Here is a 19,961-nt window from a genome sequence, read left to right on the forward strand (position 1 = left end):
TTAAATGTGTACACAAAAATACGCCTGTCTGCATTGCGCCCATCTCCTACAGGGAGGATCGGGCCGCCCAATGGGCAGAAAAAAGAGCCGACAGCCATGGAAAGCTGCCGGCTCCTCATGAACAAAAACAAGAGCCACTTAACAGTTCATCAAGCGGCGTGCATTGGTGCTACAGATGTTTTCTATCGTACGCTTCACGGTCGCTAAGTCGCCGTGAGGCAGCAGACCCTGCTCCACCTCGCGGCCGAAGACGTCGCAGATCACACGGCGGAAATACTCGTGCCGTACCGGAGCCAGCAGCGTGCGTGCTCCGGAGGCAAACCCGACCGACTGTGCGACGAGTCCTTCCGTCGTCATCACGTCGAGATGTGTCTCGAGTGCCCCGGGGCGTCCGATATGCCATCCCGCTGGCGCATACTGCACACGCAGTCCTCGGCCTGCGAAGCATGCGGCTACGTCCGCCACCGATGGCGCGTCGGACAGACGGTCACAACTGACGATCGTCTCCGGTAGGGCGCCGTCGGCATCGAGCCGAGCAAAGAAGCGCGCCATCTGTTCCGCTGTAGGCCGGTCTGTCGGTGCGTCAAAGCCTGCGTCAGGGCCGATTTTCTTGTAGAGTCGTGGATGAAGGTCACGGAGCGTACCAACGTGGAACATCTGCATACGTCCCGCCTCGGCGTCCATCTCCGCCAGATCGCGGAGCAATACGGCACGGAAGCTGAGGCACTCGTCCGCTGTCGGTTCACCACCCTCGCGCACCTTACGCAGCGCCTCATGGGCCACTTGCGCGTCATCGGCGCTCGGTGCGTCGGGGAAGGTGGTCAGCCGATGCAACGTGGCCACACAGCCAGCTTCGCCAAAGGCTTTGTGCCGCCTGCGGAGTGCGGTGAGCAGGTCGTTGTAGGTCGAGATTACGGTGTCGGATGCGGCGGCCAGTTGGTCGAGGTAGAGGTTGTAATGCTCCGGGTGGCGGAGGTCGAGCACACGGTCGGGCGCCCAAGTGGGGATGATGCGGAGAGCATCAGCACCGCCAGTCTCACGCAGCGTAAGGTGGGCATTGAGGCTGTCGGCGGGATCGTCCGTCGTAGCCAGCGTCTCGATGCGTAGGCGTCGGAGGATGGCCTGTGGCAGGTACTCGGGCGTTTGCAGCTTGGCGGTGCAGGACTCGTAGATGTCGCGGGCGTTGGAGGGCTTGAGCGTCTCGCCGATGCCGAACACGCGGTTCAGCTCCATGTGCGCCTGATGATAGATCGGGTGGCGCATGGCTTGCGGTAGGATCTCGGCCCACTTCTCGAACTTCTCGTAGGGCGTACGATTGCCCGAGATATAGTCTTCAGACACCCCGCCGGCACGCATCAGGCGCCATTTGTCGGGGTCGGTGTCGAGCCAGAGGGTGGTGAGATCCGCCACGGGTTGGTTGGCGGCGATGAGGTCGGCGCGGAGCCGCGTATGGTAGTCAGCTACGGGGAGCTTCTCGGCGTGACGGCGGTAGAGCTCTACGGCCGTGTCGGTGCGGAGTAGGAAATTGGCGTCGAGGAAGGAGCGTATCATCATGCGGTGAGGTCAGGGGTGAATCAGAACTTCTTTTCGACAATGGCTTGGACGACGTTGAGGATGTAGTCACCCATCTTTTCATACTCAGAGATGATGTCCATGTAGTAGACAGAGTCGGAATAGCTGTAGCGCTTGTTGTCGATGTTGTCGATGTTCTCGTTTTTGAGCATGTTCCGATAGGAGTTGATCTCGTTCTCGAGGTTGTAGGAGAGCACCATGTCGTCTCGCGTGCCGGCCTGACGGTGCAGGATGTCCTTCATGTGCACCAGGGCGGCATCGGTGAGGCTCATCATGTGCTCCACGCTGTGGTTCTGCTCCTCCGTGAAATGGCCCTTGGCGTCGTTGCGATGCTTGATGGTGCGGGCGATGTTGTTGCAGGAGTCAGCGATACTCTCAATCTCGGAGACGGCACGGAGCATGACGCGGATGTTGTTCTTACCCTCGGCGCTGAGTCGGCCTTCAAGCACACGGGTGAGGTAGTTGGCTATCTCCACCTCCATGCGGTCGCTGATCTGCTCGTATTTCTCGACACGGACGAAGGTCTTGAGGAACTTCTCGCTGTCGGTCTCGTGGAGCAACGTCTTGATCATGCCAAACATGCGATAGGTGCGGTCGCTAAAGACCGCAATCTCTTTGTTGGCCTGTATGAGCGAGAGCTCAGAGGTGGAGAGCATACCGGCCGAGATGTATTTGAGTTGGAACTCCTCGTCTTCGCTCTCGCGCGGCGACTTGATGAGTGCCGAGCAGATGCGTTCGTAGAGCTTGACGAACCAGATCATGACAAGGATGTTGCAGACATTAAACAGCGTGTGGAAGAGCGAGAGCCCGTAGGAGACGGCCACTTGTTGCGCCTGGAGCTGCTCGCGGAGGCTGATCAGATGCTGATCGGTGAGCTTCTCGTCCGAGGTGATGAGGCGGACGGTCTGGCTGTCGAGCGAGTGGATGAAGTTCGTCATGGCGTGCGGATCGCCGGGGCCGAAGCGCGTCACGAGCCACTCGACCGTGTGGCAGAAGGGGTAGAAGAGGATCATCACCCAGAGCACGCCGAAGAGGTTGAACATAAGGTGGGCCAAGGCGGCACGGCGGGCGGAGACGTTGCCCGAGAGGGCGGCCAGATTGGCCGTGATGGTCGTACCGATATTCTCACCGAGCACCATCGCAGCGGCCATTTCGAACGGCATCCAGCCTTGGGTACACATGATGAGGGTGATGGCCACCGTGGCACTGGACGACTGTACGATGATGGTCAGGATCGTACCGATGGCCAGGAAGATGAGCAGCGAGAGGTAGCCCATCGACGTGTAGTTCTGAATGAAGGAAAGCACCTCAGGGTTGCCCTGAAGGTCGGGCACAGAGTCCTTCAGGTAGGACAGGCCGAGGAAGAGGAAGGCGAACCCGAGTATGAACTCCCCGAGCGATTTGTAGTTGCTCTTCTTGGCGAACATGAGCGGGATGGCCAGACCCATGAGCGGCAGGGAGAGGATACTGATGTCGAACTTGAAGCCGAAGAAGGAGATGACCCACGCCGTGACCGTGGTGCCGACGTTGGCGCCCATGATCACGCTGATGGACTGCCCGAGGGTGAGCAAACCGGCGTTGACAAAGCTGACCACCATGACGGTCGTGGCGCTGGAGGACTGGATCAGGGCCGTCACGAGCATACCGGTCAGGACGCCCGTGAAGCGGTTAGTCGTCATCACAGAGAGAATGTTGCGCAGCTTATCGCCGGCTACCTTCTGAAGGCCTTCACTCATGATCTTCATGCCATAAAGGAACATGCCGAGCGAGCCGAGGAGCGTCAGAAAGTCAAGAAAGGAGTAGTTCATACGGGGTTATGTTTCGGAATAATCAATTTTTCTTTGCCCGACAAAAGTAGAGATTACACTAAACACGAAAGGAAGACAATGCTTACCCCCACCACATTTACCCCCGACGAAAGCCGGGTGGACTCCATTGAGATCTACTGCAAAAACACCGAGCAGACCGTCCGCGTCCCCGTCGGTGCCACCCTCGAAGCCATCTATGAGGCCGCCGGTCGACCCCTACGTTACCCGCCCCTCGGCGCACGGGTCAACAAGCGCGTAGAGGGCCTCACCTATCGCTGCTGGAACCCGAAGGACGTCGAGTTTGTCGACTACACCCACCCCTCGGGCTACCGCATCTACCTGCGCTCCCTCTGCTTCATCCTCGTCAAGGCCGTCTATGACCTCTATCCCTCGCGCCCCTTCAGCCTCGAGCACCCCGTGTCGAAAGGTCTCTACTGTGCCTTCGAACACCGCGAACCGATGACCGAGGACGACGTCCGCCGCATCAAGCAGCGCATGCAGGAGATCATCGGCGAGGATCGCCCCTTCGTCCGCTACGTCGTCCGCACCGAGGATGCCCTGGCCACCTTCCGTGAGAAGGGCATGAACGACCGTGCCCTGCTCATCGAGACCGCCGGCATGGCCTACACCACCTATTACGGCCTCAACGGCTACATCGACTACTTCTACGGCTGCCTCACGCCCTCCTCCGGCCGCATCCCGCTCTTCGACCTCATCCCCTACGCTGACGGCGTCCTCCTGCAGCTGCCCCAGCGCGAAGACCCCACTCGGCTCTACCCCCTCGTGCCGCAGCAGAAGATGTTCAACGCCTACAAGCAGCACCTCCAGCTGCAGCGCACCGTGGGCGTGAATTACGTCGGCGACCTGAACCGGGCCGTCTCCGAGGGCCACGCCCGCGACATCATCATGGTCTCCGAGGCCATGCAGGAGAAGCAGATCGCACAGATTGCTGACGACATCGCCCGACGCTACCGCGAGGACGGCGTCCGCATCGTCCTAATCTCCGGCCCCTCATCGTCCGGCAAGACCACCTTCTGCAAACGCCTTCAGGTGCAGCTCGTCACCAACCTGCTCCACCCTCTGGGCATCTCCCTCGACGACTACTACGTCAACCGCGAGGACACCCCCCGCGACGACGACGGCGCCTACGACTTCGAGTCCCTCTACGCCATCGACCTCCCCTATTTCCACCGCGACCTCGAGCGCCTCCTCCGCGGCGACGAGATCGAGCTGCCCTCGTTCGACTTCTCCTCCGGCCGACGCGTCTTCCGTGGCGACATGCTCCAAATCCGTGACAACTCCGTCCTCATCCTCGAGGGCATCCACGGCCTCAACCCCGAGCTCACGGCCCACATCCCGCCCGAGCGCATCTATCGCATCTACGTCTCGGCCCTGACCACCATCTCGCTCGACGGCCACAACTGGATCCCCACGTCCGACAACCGTCTGCTCCGCCGCATCGTCCGCGACTACCACTATCGCGGCTACTCCGCCCGCGAGACGATCGCCATGTGGCCCAAGGTGCGCCGCGGCGACGACCGCTGGGTCTTCCCCTACCAGGAGAACGCCGACGCGATGTTCAACAGCGCCATGATCTACGAGCTGGCCGCCCTCCGCCGCTACGCCGAGCCCGTCCTGAGCGAGATCCGCGAGCGTGACGCCGAGAGCGCCGAGGCCTACCGCCTGCTCCGCTTCCTCCGCTACTTCAACTACATCCCCATCGAGGAGCTGCCCGCCACCTCGCTCCTCCGCGAGTTCCTCGGCGGCGGTGTCTTCCGCTACTGAAGTTCACGGCGAGCCATCGGGGATGGGCGCCCCAGTGGGTGGCGCTCAGAACGGCCGGACACAGATGGGAGGCCCACTCCGCCTGTATCCGGCCTTTCTATGCCCCCGAACAGGCTCGGCGCTGTGTCTGCCACGATCTTCTCGGGCCACTTTCCTCTCATCAAGGCGTGCAAAGCGAATCATCGGCCCCACCCAACCCCCGTCACACCCTCTGCCGCCCTTTACGTGCCCCGTCCGACTCTCGGCAGACCTTCTGCCCGGATCACTATGCCTTGTAGAGCCGGTGTCTATATCATGAACACGTTGTATCACTTTTTAGAACCACTGTTTTGAAGCCAAATAGGTGCTCAAAATCGTTTCCTCTACTGTCCATAATATAGACGGAATCATCCATCCTATTTGGTTCTTGTTTTGATTATAAACAGGATAGATAAGGCTTTTAGCGTCTATATTTTGTATATAAACGAGCTTATAAATCATTTTGATAGGATGTTTATAGATAAATCACGAGGTGAAAATGATAGACTATCCTGTTTTGATCATGGACAAGCGTCATACATCTTTTTACTTGATGTCTGAGTTATAGACAGGGAATAAATTCTTTTGGACATACTGTTAATAGCATAAACACCACATCTACAAGGCATAGTGATCCGGGCAGAAGGTCTGCCGCGAGTCGGATGGGGCATAGTGATCCGGGCAGAGGGTCTGACGGGAGTTGTATGGGGTGAGTCAAGGCCGTCGAAGCGGATAAAGGGAGGCTCATGGGGTAGGTCAAGGCCGTCAGAAGGGGCGATGGAGGTTGAGGAATAGAGGGATGCGTCGTCGGCGACGTGTTTCGTGAGAAAGAGGAAAGGGCTTACTTTCGCACCCGAATAAAATTGTATTTGGTACAAAAAGAAAGAGATGACTGTAGAGAACAACCGCCCCCGCAACCCCTTGGTACGCGTCGCACGCTTCTACATCGACGGCTTCCGGCAGATGACCTGGGGGCGCACGCTGTGGATTCTGATCCTGGTGAAGCTGATCATCATGTTTGTCGTGTTGCGCATGATCTTCTTCCCCCGCTTCCTGAGCCGCTTCGACACGGAGGGCGAGCGCCGGCAGTATGTCTCCGAAGAACTCATCCACCGCGCGACACCCTGACCCCCACCGACTTACTCTAACTACACATTTATATATGCAACAATTGGATACTTCTTTGATCGACTGGTCGCGGGCGCAGTTTGCGCTGACGGCCATCTATCACTGGCTGTTTGTGCCGCTCACGATCGGGCTGGGCGTCGTCATGGCCTTGATGGAGACGATGTACGTCCGCACGGGGCGGGCGTTTTGGAAACAGACGACCAAGTTCTGGATGAAGCTCTTCGGCATCAACTTCGCCATCGGCGTGGCCACGGGGCTGATTCTGGAGTTTGAGTTCGGCACTAACTGGTCGAACTACAGCTGGTTCGTGGGCGACATCTTCGGTGCGCCGCTGGCCATCGAGGGCATTGTGGCCTTCTTCATGGAGGCCACGTTTGTGGCCGTGATGTATTTCGGCTGGGGCAAGGTGAGCCGTGGCATGCACCTGGCTTCTACGTGGCTGACGGTCATCGGGGCCACCCTCTCGGCGCTGTGGATCCTTGTGGCCAACGCGTGGATGCAGTACCCCGTGGGCATGCAGTTCAACCCGGAGACGGTGCGCAACGAGATGTTCGACTTCTGGGCCGTGGCACTCTCGCCGATGGCGGTGAACAAGTTCCTGCACACCGTGACCTCGTCGTGGGTCTTGGGCGCCGTGTTTGTGGTGGGCGTCAGCAGTTGGTTCCTGCTCCGCAACCGGCATCGTGAATTTGCGGTGCAGAGCATACGTGTCGCTGCCATCTTCGGGCTGGTGGCCTCGGGGTTGGCCGTCTTGACGGGCGACGGTTCGGCGTATAACGTGGCGCAGTTTCAGCCCATGAAGCTGGCCGCCATGGAGGGCCTGTATAAGGGCACGAACGGTGCGGGGTTGGTGGCCGTGGGCATACTGAACCCGGCTAAGCAGTCGCACGCTGACAGTACGGATCCGTTCGTGATGAAGGTGGAGATCCCCTACGCGCTGTCGTATCTGGCGGAGCGAGATCTGGACGCGTTCGTGCCGGGCATCACCGACCTGATCGAGGGTGGATACACGACGCGGTCGGGCGCACGGGCGCTTTCGGTCGAGGAACGCATCGCCAGCGGACGCCTCGCCATCGCAGCGCTGGCTGACTATCGCAAGGCACTCGCGGCGAAGGATGAGGAGGCCATGCGCACCAGTCGGGCTGTGTTGGAGGAGAACTTCCCCAACTTCGGCTATGGGTATATCAAGGATCCAGCCGAGCTGATCCCGCCCGTGGGCCTGACCTTCTACGCGTTTCACGTGATGGTGGCGCTGGGTGGATACTTCGTGCTCATGTTCCTCTTGGTGCTGTGGCTCGGGCGAAAGAACCGGATCGCGTCGCACCGTTGGCTGCAGACCGTCTGCCTGTGGACCATCCCGTTGGCTTTTGTGGCCAGCCAATCCGGCTGGATCGTGGCCGAAGCGGGGCGTCAGCCGTGGGTCATCCAAGACCTGATGCCGACGACAGCCGCCGTTTCGAAGCTGCAGACCGGCTCGGTGCAGCTCACCTTCTTCCTTTTCCTCATTCTCTTCACCGTGCTGTTAGTGGCCGAGCTGCGTATCATGACGCGGGCCATCAAGCAGGGGCCGGACATGGAATCTTAACCCTTAGCACATCGTCTCATGGATATAACGTATAGCTTTCTTCAACACTACTGGTGGTTGCTCGTGTCGCTGCTTGGCGCGCTGTTGGTGTTCCTCATGTTCGTACAGGGCGGGCAGTCGCTGCTCTTCACCGTCGGCCGCACGGAGCGGCAACAAAAGCTGCTGATCAACTCTATCGGCCGCAAGTGGGAGTTCACGTTCACGACGCTCGTGACCTTCGGCGGCGCCTTCTTCGCCTCCTTCCCGCTGTTTTACTCCACCAGCTTCGGCGGCGCCTATTGGGTGTGGACGATCATCCTGCTGTGCTTCGTGCTGCAGGCCGTATCGTATGAGTTTCAGGCTAAGCGGGGCAACCTGCTCGGCAAACGCACGTACCAGGTGTTCCTCTTCATCAATGGAGTCCTGGGCCCGCTCTTGTTGGGAACGGCCGTGGGCACGTTCTTCAGCGGTGCCTCGTTCGTCGTGGACCGCGTGCAGCTGACAGATATCGGTATGCCGGTCATCTCGCGTTGGGCCACGTCGTGGCACGGACTCGAGGCTGCGCTCGTGGTGTGGAACCTGCTCCTTGGTGCGTCCGTCTTCTTCCTCTCCCGTGTGCTGGCGCTGCTCTATTTCATCAACAACATCCGCGACGAGGAGGTGAGCGCCGCTTGTCGTCGCCGCCTGCCCATCGAGGCGGTGGCCTTCCTGGTGGTCTTCCTGCCCTTCGTGGGTCACCTGCTCATGGCCGACGGCTTCGCGGTCGATCCGGCGACGGGCCATGTCTTCATGGAGCCGCATAAGTACCTCAACAACCTCGTGCAGATGCCGCTCGTGGCGGTGCTCTTCTTGGTCGGTGTTGTCGGTGTACTCTTCGGCATAGGTCGGACCGTTTTATCCGCCACGTGCACGAAAGGCATTTGGTCGGCTGGGGCGGGCACCGTCCTGACCGTGCTCGCGCTGCTGCTCACGGCCGGCTGGAACAACACGGCTTATTACCCCTCGACGGTCGACTTGCAGAGCTCGCTGACGATTGTCAACAGTTCGTCGAGCGAGTTCACGCTGCGGACGATGATGTACGTGTCGTTCATTATCCCCTTCGTGCTGGCTTACATCTTCTACACCTGGCGTGCGCTGGATCTGCACAAGATCGACCAGAAGGAGATGCAGGAGGGGGAGCACAACTACTAAACGAAAAGCCGTGATCAGGCGGATCGTGATCCACTGACACAAACAACCTGCATGAGAAAAGGTGACTACCCGAACGGGGGTGGTCACCTTTTCGTCTTCTGATAGGGGAGGCGTGGCCCGAACCTGACAGGAGGGGGGATGTGAGGCTGAGCTTATTCGCCGTCGTCGTCCTCATCGAGGTCGAAGAAGGGGAAGTCCGGAGCGTCGGGGTGCGTGAATTGCTCCAGATCGCGCCGCTCCTTCTTGGTGGGTCGACCCAGGCCACGGGCGCGGTCGACAAAGCCGGAGATGCGGTTCATCTCCAGAATTTCGTACTGCTCGGGCGGCGTGACGTTCTCCATGAACCGCGGCACAAGCGGCGCACCCATGCGGCTCTCCGTGAGGTCGAGCACACGGAAAGAGAACGTGACAGGCGGCTTACGCACCTCGATGACGTCGCCCACGCGGACGGTGCGCGACGGCTTGACATTGTTTCCGCCCATCGAGACGCGCCCTTTCTTGCAGGCCTCGGCCGCCAGCGACCGCGTCTTGAAGAGTCGCACGGCCCACATCCATTTATCTATTCTGACTTCGTCCATAAGTTGTAGTCGTTAGAGGGATAGTTATCGTTCGTCAGGAATGGATGGCGAATGCGGCACCCCCGCGGGGCATACGCCTATGAATGGGCCGTCCATTCCTCTTTGGGGTATAAAATAGCGCCCGGGCACGCCTTATGATTCTCTTTTCACCTCCTGCGCACCCAAGAACTGTGAAAAACAGCCCGCCTTTTTGACCGCGCACCCAAGAACTGTGAAAAACGGGCCGCCTTTTTGACCGCGCACCCAAGAACTGTGAAAAACGGGCCGCCTTTTTCGCCGCGCAGCCCGGAACGGTGCAAAACAGCCCGCCTTTTTCGCCGCGCAGCCCGGAATGGTGCAAAACGGGCCGCCTTTTTCGCCGCGCAGCCCGGAACGGTGCAAAACAGCCCGCCTTTTTCGCCGCGCAGCCCGGAATGGTGCAAAACAGCCCGCCTTTTTCACCGCGCAGCTCGGAACGGTGCAAAACAGGCCGCCTTTTTCATCGCGCAGGGTGGCGGCTATGCAAACGGCGGCGCCTTTGGGGCGTTCCAGCCGTCGCTTTACGCCGCAGTTGGCCCTTTATGAGGCATTCCCGGGTGCGTTGCGGTTATATCGATTCATCGCCACATCCACGCCCTCGAGGCAGAAGCTGCGCACGATCTCCACGGCCCGGTCGACGATGGCGGGCATCTGGGCGAGCTCGTCGTCCGTGAAGGGGCTGAGCACATAGTCCACCTGCCGTCCGCGAGGGAAGTTGTTGCCGATGCCGAAGCGTAGGCGGGCGTAGTCATCCGTGGAGAGCAGTTCGCCGATGTTGCGCAGGCCGTTGTGCCCGCCGTGACTGCCGCGCGCCTTGAGGCGCAGGCTGCCGAAGGGCAGCGAGAGGTCGTCGGCCACGACCAGCAGCCGCTCGCGGGGGATGGACTCGCGTTGCAGCCAGTAGCGGACCGCGTTTCCGCTGAGGTTCATAAACGTATTGGGCTTGAGGACGACCAGCTCGGCGCTCTTGAAGCGCAGGCGGGCTACAGCGCCGTAACGCTCCTCGGTGAAGTCTGCCGAGGCGGCCTCCGCCACGGCGTTGACCACGCGGAAGCCGATGTTGTGGCGCGTGCCCCAGTATTCGGAGCCGATGTTGCCCAGTCCGACAATGAGAAATTTCATCTCTGAGTCATGTTTGAAGCACGAAGAAGGGGGAGGGATGCGCCGCTAAGCACGGGCACCCTCCCCCTCCTTGAATATTCACGAAATGATATCGGCCTGTTGTTATTCGGCTGCCGGAGCCTCTTCGCCCTCGGTATGCTCTTCGCCCTCTTCGTCGAAGGTCTGTGCACCGGCGGCACTCTGAGCGGCACGCGTCATCTTCACGGCGCAAACCACAGCGTTCTTCGGACTCATCACTTCCACGTTCTCGAAGGTCAGCTCGCCGACCTTGATCACCTGTCCCAGCTCCAGCTTGTCTACATTGACCACGAGCTTCTCCGGGATCTGCTCCGCATGACCTTTCACCTTCAGGCGACGCATAGCGTGGTTGAGCTTACCACCGGCTTTCACACCCTTGGCGTGGCCCACCAGCTCAACGGGCACGTTCATCACGATCGGCTTGTCGCCGAATACCTCGAGGAAGTCCAGGTGCAGGATGGCGTCCGTCACGGGGTGGAACTGGATGTCCTTCAAGATGGCGCGGTTGCGGCGTCCATCTTCCCAGTCGATCTCTACGAGGTGGATGTCTGGCGTGTAGATCAGCTTGCGGACACCGTCGAACGAGACCGTGAAATCCGTTACGATAATGCCCATGCCACCTTCGATCTCAACCAGCTTTTCACCCGGCTTGAGCGTGCCTTCGTAGGGCAGCTTCACCGGTTCGTTGCCGTAGAGTACGGCGGGGATCAGTCCTTGTTTGCGCAACGCCTTGGTTGCTTTCTTGCCGAGGTCTTCCCGCGGCGTGCAGTTCAAATTGAATGTCTTCATTTTCCTTAAGCTATTGTGTTACTCAAAATCAGTCTTGCTCTTTCCGATTTCCCATCACACGTGTAGATAGGCTTTTCTTCAAAGCGGCGGCAAAAATAAGCCGCTGTTTGGAATATGCAGGGGCCGATTAGGCCACCCGGAACAGCCTCCATCGTGTGTGCGAAGCATTCGGGGCGGGGGAAACGGGATGCAGGCGATGCCACCGACGGCCTACTTGCTCTTCGCCTTCTCACGACGGGCAGCCTCCTTCTCACGCAGTGCCGCGCGGCGAGCCGCCTCTTTCTCCTTCAGGCGTTGCTTGTTGGCCTTCTCGCGCTCCTTACGCTCCTTCTCGCGCTGCTTCATGCGCTCGCGGGCCTCCTTCTCTTTCTGCTTACGCTGTGCCTCGCGCTCCTTGAGCTGCTGCTTGCGTTGCTCGGCGGCCTCCTGGCGTCGCTCGGCCTGGGTCTGGGCCTTCTCGCCTTGCGCCATACGTGCCTTGCGCTCTTCCAGTTCGCGTCGCTTCTTGAGGTATTCCAGCGTGATCTCTTTTGGCTTCACGAGCACCGTGTCCATGTCCACTTCGGGCGTGGCGGTGGTGTCGATTGCCGGGGGCTCGGTTGTCGCAGTGTCGGAGGGTAGGGACTCGGGCCGTGCCGTGGTGTCGGTCGGGAGGGGTTCGTCAGCCTGCTGCACCGGTTTGTTCTTGCGGCGGCGGACGGAGGTAGCAGCTTGCTTCTTGGCCGCCTTCTCCTGCTTTTTCCGCTCCGCTTCGGCAGCCTTGGCGGCTTTCTCCTGCTTCTTCTTCTCAGCCTTAGCCGCCCTTTCCTGCGCTCGCTCCTCCTTCGTCTTCTTCTTTTTGACGGAGGCGGCGGACTGATCTTGTGTTATGGTGACGCTGTCCGTGGGGGCGATGGAATCGGTAGCGTGGGGTTTCTCTGCGGGGATGGAGTCCTCCGGTTGGGCGGCGTCGATCGGTTGCGGCTCGTCCACGGTGGACTCGTCGGAGTCTTGCACACGCTCTTTCACCTCATCGGCGGCTTGCTCCACGGCTTGGTCTTCACGCTTCGCCTCACGTTCGTCAGCGGCCACTTGGGTGCGCCAACGGGCCACCAACTGGGGCGCTTGTCGACCATAGACTTCGGCGAAGAAGGCCATGTAGTCCGATGGCGACTTGCCGTGCAGGAGGGTCTCGTAGTTCGCGTCGGAGATGGGGAAGAACATGACGGCGCGATCCACCTTGCGGGCGTATCCGTCGCGGGCGTAGATCATGCCGTAGTACTCGAGCACCTGCTGCAGGTTGTCGAAACCGCTGACGATAAGCAGGCCGAAGCGGCCCGCCTCGTCGGTCGAGAGGTCGAAGCTCTTGACCTCAAAGTGCGCGAAGTTGTAGGCCGCCACAGCGTAGAGCAGGGCGTTCGCTTCGACGGCGCCTTTGGGGTAGAGCAACACCATGCGATGCGGCGACTCGGGTTCGTCGACGAAGGCGCGGGCAGAATCTAAGTCGGAGATCTCGCCAAACTCATCCGTACCGAAGCGCAAATCCCACTTCATGCCCGTCAGGCTACCCTGCACCAGCGCCCGCCCACGCAACACACCCTTCAGCATCTCGCTGGCCAGCTCCGTCACATCGGCCGTGGGATACTTCTCCACGAGCGTTTGCAGCGCCGACTTGAACGACGCCACGTTGCCGGACTGCACATAGGTGAGCGCCTCGACGAACATGAACTTTGGCATCAGTGTGGCCAGCGGATAGGTGCGGCTGAACTCACGATAGCTGCGGCGCACGAACGACGTGTCGCCCTTGAGGTAACGGTTGTACGCCTGCTCATAAATCGAATCCTGCACACGGTCCATCATGCGGATATGGTACTCATAGTTCGGATCGGCGACGGCGGTGGCATAGTCGCTCTCGGGGAAGGCCTTCACGAGGCGGTCGCGCGAGCGTGTCTCGAGCGGCTTGTCCTTATACCGAAGGCCCATGAGGTAAGACTGGAAGTAGTAATCCATCCGGTACTTGTTGTCCGGGAAGCGCCGCTCCAGCTCCTCGAACGTCTCGACCGAGAGCGGCTTATTCTCCAGCTTGTCCTTGTAGATCATGCCCATGTTGTACAGCCCGTCGGCGATGATGACGTTCGAGGCCTCCACGTCCTCCGCCGTGAGAGGGATCTGCTGTAGGTAATACTCGCGCGACTTGGGGTCGGACGAGATGGAGTCTTGCAGTGCGTCGGTCGAGTCGGTGGAGGCGATCGGGTTGCCGTTGGCGTCGAGTTGCGGCGTGTCGGGCAGGTTACCGTCGGCGTTGTCGGTGGACGAAGCCAGCGGCATGGCCTTGTTGCGGCGACGCCAATCGTCCTGATTGACACGCTTGCCCCACTTGTTTTGGAACTGGGTCTTGCCCTGCGCCACGGTCTGCTCGTTGTAGAAATAGAAGCCACCATTGCTCCCGTTGAGCAGTGGCATCTGCGGCGTCTGTATGTTCTGCCGCTGGCGCTGAAAGTCATTGCCGCGGCTCTGTTGGTCGGCCAGGTAACGCTCCTTGTCGGCCTCTTCGGCCTCGCGTTTCTCTTTCTCCTTCACCTCCGCGATGATCTTATCGATCACCGCCAGCCGCTCCTTTTCGGGCATGCGCGCCAGGGCCTGAAGGCTGTCTTGCAGGTGTACCGCCTCGACGTGCACCACCAACTCGTCGAGCACGGACGAGAGGCGGGCGACGCGTTCGTAATCCCGATACTCCCGGGGCATGGCCGAGAGTGCGCCGCTGAAGCAGGGTTGCGCCCGGACGTAATCCTTTTGCGTGAAATAGATGTCGCCGAGCTTGATCTGGCAGATGGCTAGGTCGAGGCCGTTTTGCACGCTCTTCTCCACGCCCTGAGCGTAGGCGGCGATGGCCTGCGCGGTGTCGTGCCGACTCATGTAGACGTCGCCGATGGCCATATAAACTTGGTCGAGGTAGTTTTTGTTTTTGTCGCTCTTGGACATGCGTCGGAGCATGCTGAGCACCTGTTGCCAACGCGACGGCGGCAGTACTTCAGCCTGACGGATGCGGGCGGCAAACTCCAGCTCGTAGGGCGGGTTGGCGGAGGCCACGCGACCGAACTCGCGGTAGGCTTCGTCGTTCCGACCCGCCTCGGTGAGCAGTTGCCCCAGCAGGTAGCGCATGCGGGTGCGTTGCCGACGGTTGCGCTCCGTGTCGATCACCTTCTTGAGGGCCGGGATGGCTTGCTCCGTGCGGTTGCTCTTGACCAGAAAGTCGGCATAGACGCGGTCGTAATCCTTCCGATTGGCGGCGGGGAAGCCGTTCTTCTCGAGCCGTTCGAGCGTCGATTCCGTCTCGTAGAGCCAGCCCATCTCGGCGTAGCAGCGTGCGCGGCCGATGTGCGCTGCGGCCACCACTTCGGGCTCGGTGGCGTAGTGGCGGGCGATGTAGGAATAGGTGGCTGCGGCTTGGAGGAAGTCGCCGTTGTAGAACTGCCCCTCGGCCACCAGCATCCAGCAATGCTTCAGGAAGGGGTTGTACTCCTCGCGGTTCTGCATGGCCACTTCGCGGGCGTTGCCCTGCCAGCCCGGTTTGCGGACGGGCTTTCTCTGGATCGAATGCTGTTTGATGGCCTTGTTACCCTTCAGGATGGCGCGGTCGAAGGGCCCTCCGGCCGACTGTTTCTCTTTCGGCAGCGCGCTGACGGGGTGCATGAGGATCCGCTCGGTGTAGTTCTCGTGATAGCTGTTTAGCATCGTCTCTAACTGCTCGTCGAAGGAGGTTTTGCCGTTGAAATACGTATTGTAGCGCGCCGTGAAGGCGTGCCAGCGGCGTGTGCCCGCTGTGTTCTTTTTGGTGCTGCATGCCACGGCGGTCAGCAGCAGGGCGAAGCAAACGATGGTGTAATATCTTCTCACGTCCTCTCTTTTTCTCTCTGGTTTGAAGTGATATGATAACTGGTTGCGCGTGTGTTTATTGTAGGGATTTGCGTGTCCCAGACGGCTTACGCGATGGAGCGCCTCCGGGGGATCGGGGAGACGGCGCCTCTGCGCTGATACCGTTTGGGAACGGTCCAGAAACCGTGATTCTACGCTGATACCGTTCGGGAATGCTCCGGAAACCGTGATTCTGTGCTGATACCGTTCGGGAATGCTCCAGAATCAATGATTCTGCGCTGATACCGTTCGGGAACGGCCCAGAAACCGTGTTTCTGCGTTGATACCGTCCGGGAATGCTCCAGAATCAATGATTCTGCGTTGATACCGCTCGGGAACGGCCCAGAAACAGTGATTCTGCGTTGATACCGCTCGGGAACAGTCCAGAAACCGTGATTCTGCGCTGATACCGATCTGGGAATGCTTGGGGCGCCCGAAAAAAAGGACCGGGGTGGGCTGCAACAAAAATCCCCGGACGGAGAGGGGTTGAGGCTCTCCAGGTCCGGGGTGAAGGCGCGATGAGTTATTGGCTTGTCGAGCGCGCGCTTATTTCTTGATGAGGTTCATGAACTCCTCGCGGGTCTGGACTTGCTGGAAGACGCCCGTAAAGTCCGACGTGGTGGTGAGGGAGTTCTGCTTCTCCACGCCACGCATTTGCATGCACATGTGTTGGGCCTCGACGACGACCATCACGCCGAGCGGGTTGAGGGTCTTCTGTATGCACTCCTTGATCTGTAGCGTGAGGCGCTCTTGGATCTGGAGGCGGTGGGAGAAGATGTCGACCACGCGGGGGATCTTGCTCAGGCCCGTGATGTAACGGCGGGGGATGTAGGCCACGTGCACCTTACCGAAGAAGGGCAGGATGTGGTGCTCGCAGAGGGAGAAGAAGTCGATGTCCTTGACGATGACCATCTGCTTGTAGTCTTCTTCTTGAAACATGGCTGAGGCGAGCACCGCTTCGGGGTCTTCGTCGTAGCCGCGGAGCAAGAATTGCATGGCTTTGGCTACACGCATGGGGGTCTTTTGGAGGCCTTCGCGATTGGGGTCTTCGCCCAGCAGGGTGATGATATCGCGATAGTGTCCGCAGAGCGATTCGCGTGCCTCAAGCAGGGCCGGAGTATCTTGTAAGTCCTTCATTTGCTGCTGCTGGAGTTGCTGCTCGATCTGGGGAGCTCACCGTGGACGACCTTCATGCCGCGGTAGGCGGGGAAGGTCTTATGGATGCGCTCCTTGATGTACATGGCTTCTTCGAAGGTGCCGAAATGGCCGACGAAGACTTTCCAGACGGGGGCTTGATACCTACGGAAGACGTTCAGCTTGGGGAAGGCGCGTTTGATCTGCGATTCGATCGTTTGGGCCTCTTGCATGGATTGGCGTTGGTTGTTGCCGGAGTAGACTTGCACGCGGTAGGCGTGGCCCTCGGTCTTTTCCGTGGGGGCCAGCTCGATGTCGTTGATGGTGCGCTCAACGGCGGCGTTGGTGTTGCCCGTGATGGCTGCGATGGCGGCAATGAAGTCGAGGTCGGATTTGCTGTCGGACTTACTGTCCGACTTGCTGTCGGCTTTGTCCGCTTTATCCGCAGCGGGGATAACGGCGCCGACGAGTTTGCGAATGGCCGCTGACTGATGGATGGTGACGGTGCCGTATTTAGGTGACTTGCGCGCCAATTCGTCGAAGATGGAGTTTTGCGCCATCAGTGCGCCGCTGCAGCAAAGCAAAAGGCAGAGGCAGAAGAATCGTTTCATGAGGTGGTGCGTTTGTGTGTAAGATAGACATGAAGATCCCTCCACCTTTTCCTCCTTGTCGTGAGGGGGCGCCTAGAGTAGGGGGTGATATGGAAAAGAATGGGCGCCAGGGAGGATCGGGGTGGAGGGAATAGGGGGATGCTTTAGAATGCTTCGATGATCGGGAGGAACTTCTCGACCTCGAGGGATGCGCCGCCGATGAGTCCGCCGTCCACGTCGGGGTTGGCGAAGAGTTCGCGGGCGTTACCAGCGTTGCAACTGCCGCCGTAGAGGATGGAGGTGGCGTCGGCCACCGTGGCGCCATACTTGGCGGCGATCGTTTGGCGGATGTGTGCGTGGATCTCCTGTGCCTGAGCGGCGGTAGCTGTCTTTCCGGTGCCGATGGCCCAGACAGGCTCGTAGGCGAGGATGAGGCGACCGAAGTCGTCGGCCGTAAGATCGAAGAGGGATTCGCGGATCTGCGCGTCTACGACGTCGAAGTGTTTGTCCGCTTCACGTTCGGCCAGCACTTCACCGACGCAGAAGATGGGCGTCAGGCCGTGTGCCAGTGCCAGGCGTACTTTCTCCTTGAGGATCTCGGGCGTCTCGTGATAGTAGGCGCGGCGTTCGGAGTGTCCGATGATGACATAGCGTGCACCGGTGGAGGCGATCATGGCGGCGGATACTTCGCCGGTGAAGGCGCCCTTCTCTTTGTCGGCGCAGTTCTCAGCAGCTACGCCGATGCGCGTTGTGTCGATGGCTGCGGCCACGGAGGCCAGATGGGTGAATGGGGTGCCGAGAATGACGTCGCAATGGACGGTTTTGCCTCGGAGTGCTTCGTCGATGCCTTTGGCCAGTGCCAAACCTTCGGGCAGGGTGGTGTTCATCTTCCAGTTACCTGCAACAATTTGCTTTCTCATATCTGTTCGTTTTTTACTTGTCCTAATTTCTTCGGTTTAAGGGCCCTGTCGCAGCCCCAAAACAGGAGCAAAGGTAAGACAAAAGCGAGGACTGTATAGAGCCAGATCCGGCCTGCGGAGCGGAGATTTGGGTGGTTAGCCTCGATGAGCGCTTGCAGTTCGTTGGGGGTCGGGATGTCGTTGTGGTGCCACTTGTCGAGTATTGTGCCCTGCTTCATGAGCACCAGCCCGGGATTTGACCGGATGATGGTTTTGAGTAGCACATCGTCAGCCGTGAGGAAGGGGATGTCAAGCCCCGTATGCTTAGCCCATTCGTGGCATTGCGCCTCGTTGGAGGCGGTGACGGTGTAGATCGGTAGGTCGTCCGTGCGGGCATAGTCGCTGATGGCCTCGATCTCGGCAACGTGTGCCTCGCTGGCCTGCTCCAAGTGGGGCGAAATGAGCAGTAAGACTGGCTTCTCGTCGGATAGGATCTCCCCGGCCACATTGTCGCCCGCTTCATTATATAGGTCGAAGGAGGATACCGTCGGGATAAAGCCCTGCTTGACTAAGCGTGCGTCAACGTAGACCCAAGTGGAGTCGCCAGCGGGTGCTTCCTCGAGCTTGAACTCCTTCTGCACGCCGTCTTTTTGGTAGATGAAGACGTATTCGTCTTGCGGGGCGTCAGCAGGGATCTCCATCAGCTTGGGGATGTTGGCGCCGACCTTATAGGGGCGGAAATCGACCATCGGCAGGTGGCTGTAGTTCCAGTAGCAGAAGGCGACGCCAAAAGCGAAGGCGAAGAGTGCGACGATGGAGTGTGCCCGGTTGCTATAGCAGGGAGTGAGCCGCCGACAGTAGATGAAGGCAATGATGGCTGCGGCTGAGAGGATGATGTTTTTGTAGAACGTCTGCCAGTTGGTGATGATCAGTGCGTCGCCAAAGCATCCGCAGTCGGACACGGGGTTGTAGAGCGCCAGATAGAGTGTCACGGGCGTCATAATGGCCATGAAGATCAGTATGCCCAGTGTGGAGAGTCGGCGGTGGACACCGAGCAGTACACAGACGCCAAGCATAAACTCGAAGGCGATCATGGCGAACGATAGTAGCGCGTCGGACCATATGGCGTGCCCCCAGCCGAAGGCAGTGAAGTAGTCGCCCATTTTGATGATGGTGCCTTCTGGGTCGATAGCCTTGACGGTGCCCGAAAAGATGAAGGTGACGCCCAGCAATATCCGGCTGAGCTCGGCTATGATCTTGATGAGAGTCTCTTTACGCATGATGTGTAGGGGTGATTTCTTCCGTTGAGAGTTTGATGATTCCGAAGAGAGCGTAGTTGACGATGTCCATATAGTTGGCGCTGATCCCTTCGGAGACGGCCACCTTTCCGCGGTGGTCTTCGATCTCCTTGACGCGACTCAGCTTCATCAGGATCAGATCCGTGTAGGAGGCCACGCGCATGCTGCGCCATGCCTCGCCATAGTCGTGATTCTTGGCCAGCATGAGTGTGGTAGACGTCTTGATGTGGGCGTCATAGAGCGAGAGCGCCCGCTCCGGGTCGATATCCGGCTTGTCGACCGCCCCCAGCTCCAGCTGTATCAGTCCGACGATACCATAGTTGACGATGGCGACGAACTCTGGCCGTATGCCTTCGCCTACGAGACTGTGATCCTCACCGATCGCCTCCAACGTACGGATGCGTTTGGCCTTGATAAATAGCTGATCCGTGACCGACGTCGGTCGCATGATGCGCCATGATGCGCCATAGTCAGCCAGTTTAGCTTTGAACATTGCCCTGCAATCCTTGATGGCTGCAGCAAATTGTTCTTCTGTCTTTGACATAGACATATAAT

Annotated in this window: 15 protein-coding genes; 4 read left to right on the forward strand and 11 right to left on the reverse strand. The window is 59.5% G+C overall.

Going from position 1 to position 19,961, the window contains the following annotated elements:
- Positions 1–138 precede the first annotated feature (138 nt).
- Both uxaC and C7123_RS07775 read right to left on the reverse strand, forming a co-directional pair.
- Positions 139–1,551, reverse strand: a complete 1,413-nt coding sequence (gene uxaC, locus C7123_RS07770; protein ID WP_159049868.1) for a glucuronate isomerase — start codon at positions 1,549–1,551, stop codon at positions 139–141.
- A gap of 23 nt (positions 1,552–1,574) precedes the next feature.
- Positions 1,575–3,380, reverse strand: a complete 1,806-nt coding sequence (locus C7123_RS07775) for a Na/Pi cotransporter family protein (RefSeq protein ID WP_107490625.1) — start codon at positions 3,378–3,380, stop codon at positions 1,575–1,577.
- Positions 3,381–3,458: 78 nt separating this feature from the next.
- Here C7123_RS07775 and C7123_RS07780 point away from each other — a divergent pair, with 78 nt between their 5' ends.
- The 4 genes from C7123_RS07780 to C7123_RS07795 all read left to right on the forward strand — a co-directional run bounded on the left by C7123_RS07780 (position 3,459) and on the right by C7123_RS07795 (position 9,066).
- Positions 3,459–5,165 (forward strand): nucleoside kinase, encoded by a 1,707-nt coding sequence (locus C7123_RS07780; protein ID WP_107490626.1) that lies wholly within the window; start codon positions 3,459–3,461, stop codon positions 5,163–5,165.
- A 906-nt stretch (positions 5,166–6,071) separates the two neighbouring features.
- Positions 6,072–6,311: a DUF4492 domain-containing protein gene (locus C7123_RS07785; RefSeq protein ID WP_037998268.1), complete on the forward strand. Its 240-nt coding sequence runs from the start codon at positions 6,072–6,074 to the stop codon at positions 6,309–6,311.
- A 34-nt stretch (positions 6,312–6,345) separates the two neighbouring features.
- On the forward strand, positions 6,346–7,896 hold the full coding sequence (locus C7123_RS07790) for a cytochrome ubiquinol oxidase subunit I (RefSeq protein ID WP_037998271.1): 1,551 nt from the start codon (positions 6,346–6,348) through the stop codon (positions 7,894–7,896).
- Positions 7,897–7,914: 18 nt separating this feature from the next.
- Entirely contained in the window at positions 7,915–9,066 is a 1,152-nt protein-coding gene (locus C7123_RS07795; RefSeq protein ID WP_069174651.1) for a cytochrome d ubiquinol oxidase subunit II, read from the forward strand.
- Between the two features lie 152 nt (positions 9,067–9,218).
- On the opposite strand, the gene C7123_RS07800 is transcribed toward C7123_RS07795, so the two are convergent.
- The 9 genes from C7123_RS07800 to C7123_RS07840 all read right to left on the reverse strand — a co-directional run bounded on the left by C7123_RS07800 (position 9,219) and on the right by C7123_RS07840 (position 19,956).
- A complete protein-coding gene (locus C7123_RS07800) occupies positions 9,219–9,644 on the reverse strand; it encodes an RNA-binding S4 domain-containing protein (protein WP_069174652.1) in 426 nt (141 codons plus the stop codon).
- A gap of 558 nt (positions 9,645–10,202) precedes the next feature.
- Positions 10,203–10,784 (reverse strand): aminoacyl-tRNA hydrolase, encoded by a 582-nt coding sequence (gene pth / locus C7123_RS07805; protein WP_037985429.1) that lies wholly within the window; start codon positions 10,782–10,784, stop codon positions 10,203–10,205.
- A 102-nt stretch (positions 10,785–10,886) separates the two neighbouring features.
- Positions 10,887–11,591 carry a 50S ribosomal protein L25/general stress protein Ctc gene (locus tag C7123_RS07810; RefSeq protein WP_069174653.1) on the reverse strand — a complete coding sequence of 235 codons (705 nt, stop codon included), beginning with the start codon at positions 11,589–11,591 and terminating at the stop codon, positions 10,887–10,889.
- Positions 11,592–11,801: 210 nt separating this feature from the next.
- On the reverse strand, positions 11,802–15,467 hold the full coding sequence (gene porW / locus C7123_RS07815) for a type IX secretion system periplasmic lipoprotein PorW/SprE (protein ID WP_069174654.1): 3,666 nt from the start codon (positions 15,465–15,467) through the stop codon (positions 11,802–11,804).
- Between the two features lie 564 nt (positions 15,468–16,031).
- Positions 16,032–16,622: a GTP cyclohydrolase I FolE gene (folE, locus tag C7123_RS07820; protein WP_037983992.1), complete on the reverse strand. Its 591-nt coding sequence runs from the start codon at positions 16,620–16,622 to the stop codon at positions 16,032–16,034.
- A complete protein-coding gene (locus C7123_RS07825; protein ID WP_083206769.1) occupies positions 16,619–17,230 on the reverse strand; it encodes an SPOR domain-containing protein in 612 nt (203 codons plus the stop codon). The genes folE and C7123_RS07825 overlap by 4 nt, the downstream gene beginning before the upstream one ends.
- A 143-nt stretch (positions 17,231–17,373) precedes the next feature.
- A complete protein-coding gene (gene tpiA, locus C7123_RS07830) occupies positions 17,374–18,129 on the reverse strand; it encodes a triose-phosphate isomerase (protein ID WP_069174656.1) in 756 nt (251 codons plus the stop codon).
- A complete protein-coding gene (locus C7123_RS07835; RefSeq protein ID WP_107490627.1) occupies positions 18,126–19,391 on the reverse strand; it encodes a BT_3928 family protein in 1,266 nt (421 codons plus the stop codon). The genes tpiA and C7123_RS07835 overlap by 4 nt, the downstream gene beginning before the upstream one ends.
- On the reverse strand, positions 19,381–19,956 hold the full coding sequence (locus C7123_RS07840) for a DUF1599 domain-containing protein (protein ID WP_069174658.1): 576 nt from the start codon (positions 19,954–19,956) through the stop codon (positions 19,381–19,383). The genes C7123_RS07835 and C7123_RS07840 overlap by 11 nt, the downstream gene beginning before the upstream one ends.
- Positions 19,957–19,961 lie beyond the last annotated feature (5 nt).

This window comes from Tannerella serpentiformis (assembly GCF_003033925.1).
In the GTDB taxonomy this organism is placed as follows: Bacteria; Bacteroidota; Bacteroidia; order Bacteroidales; family Tannerellaceae; genus Tannerella; species Tannerella serpentiformis.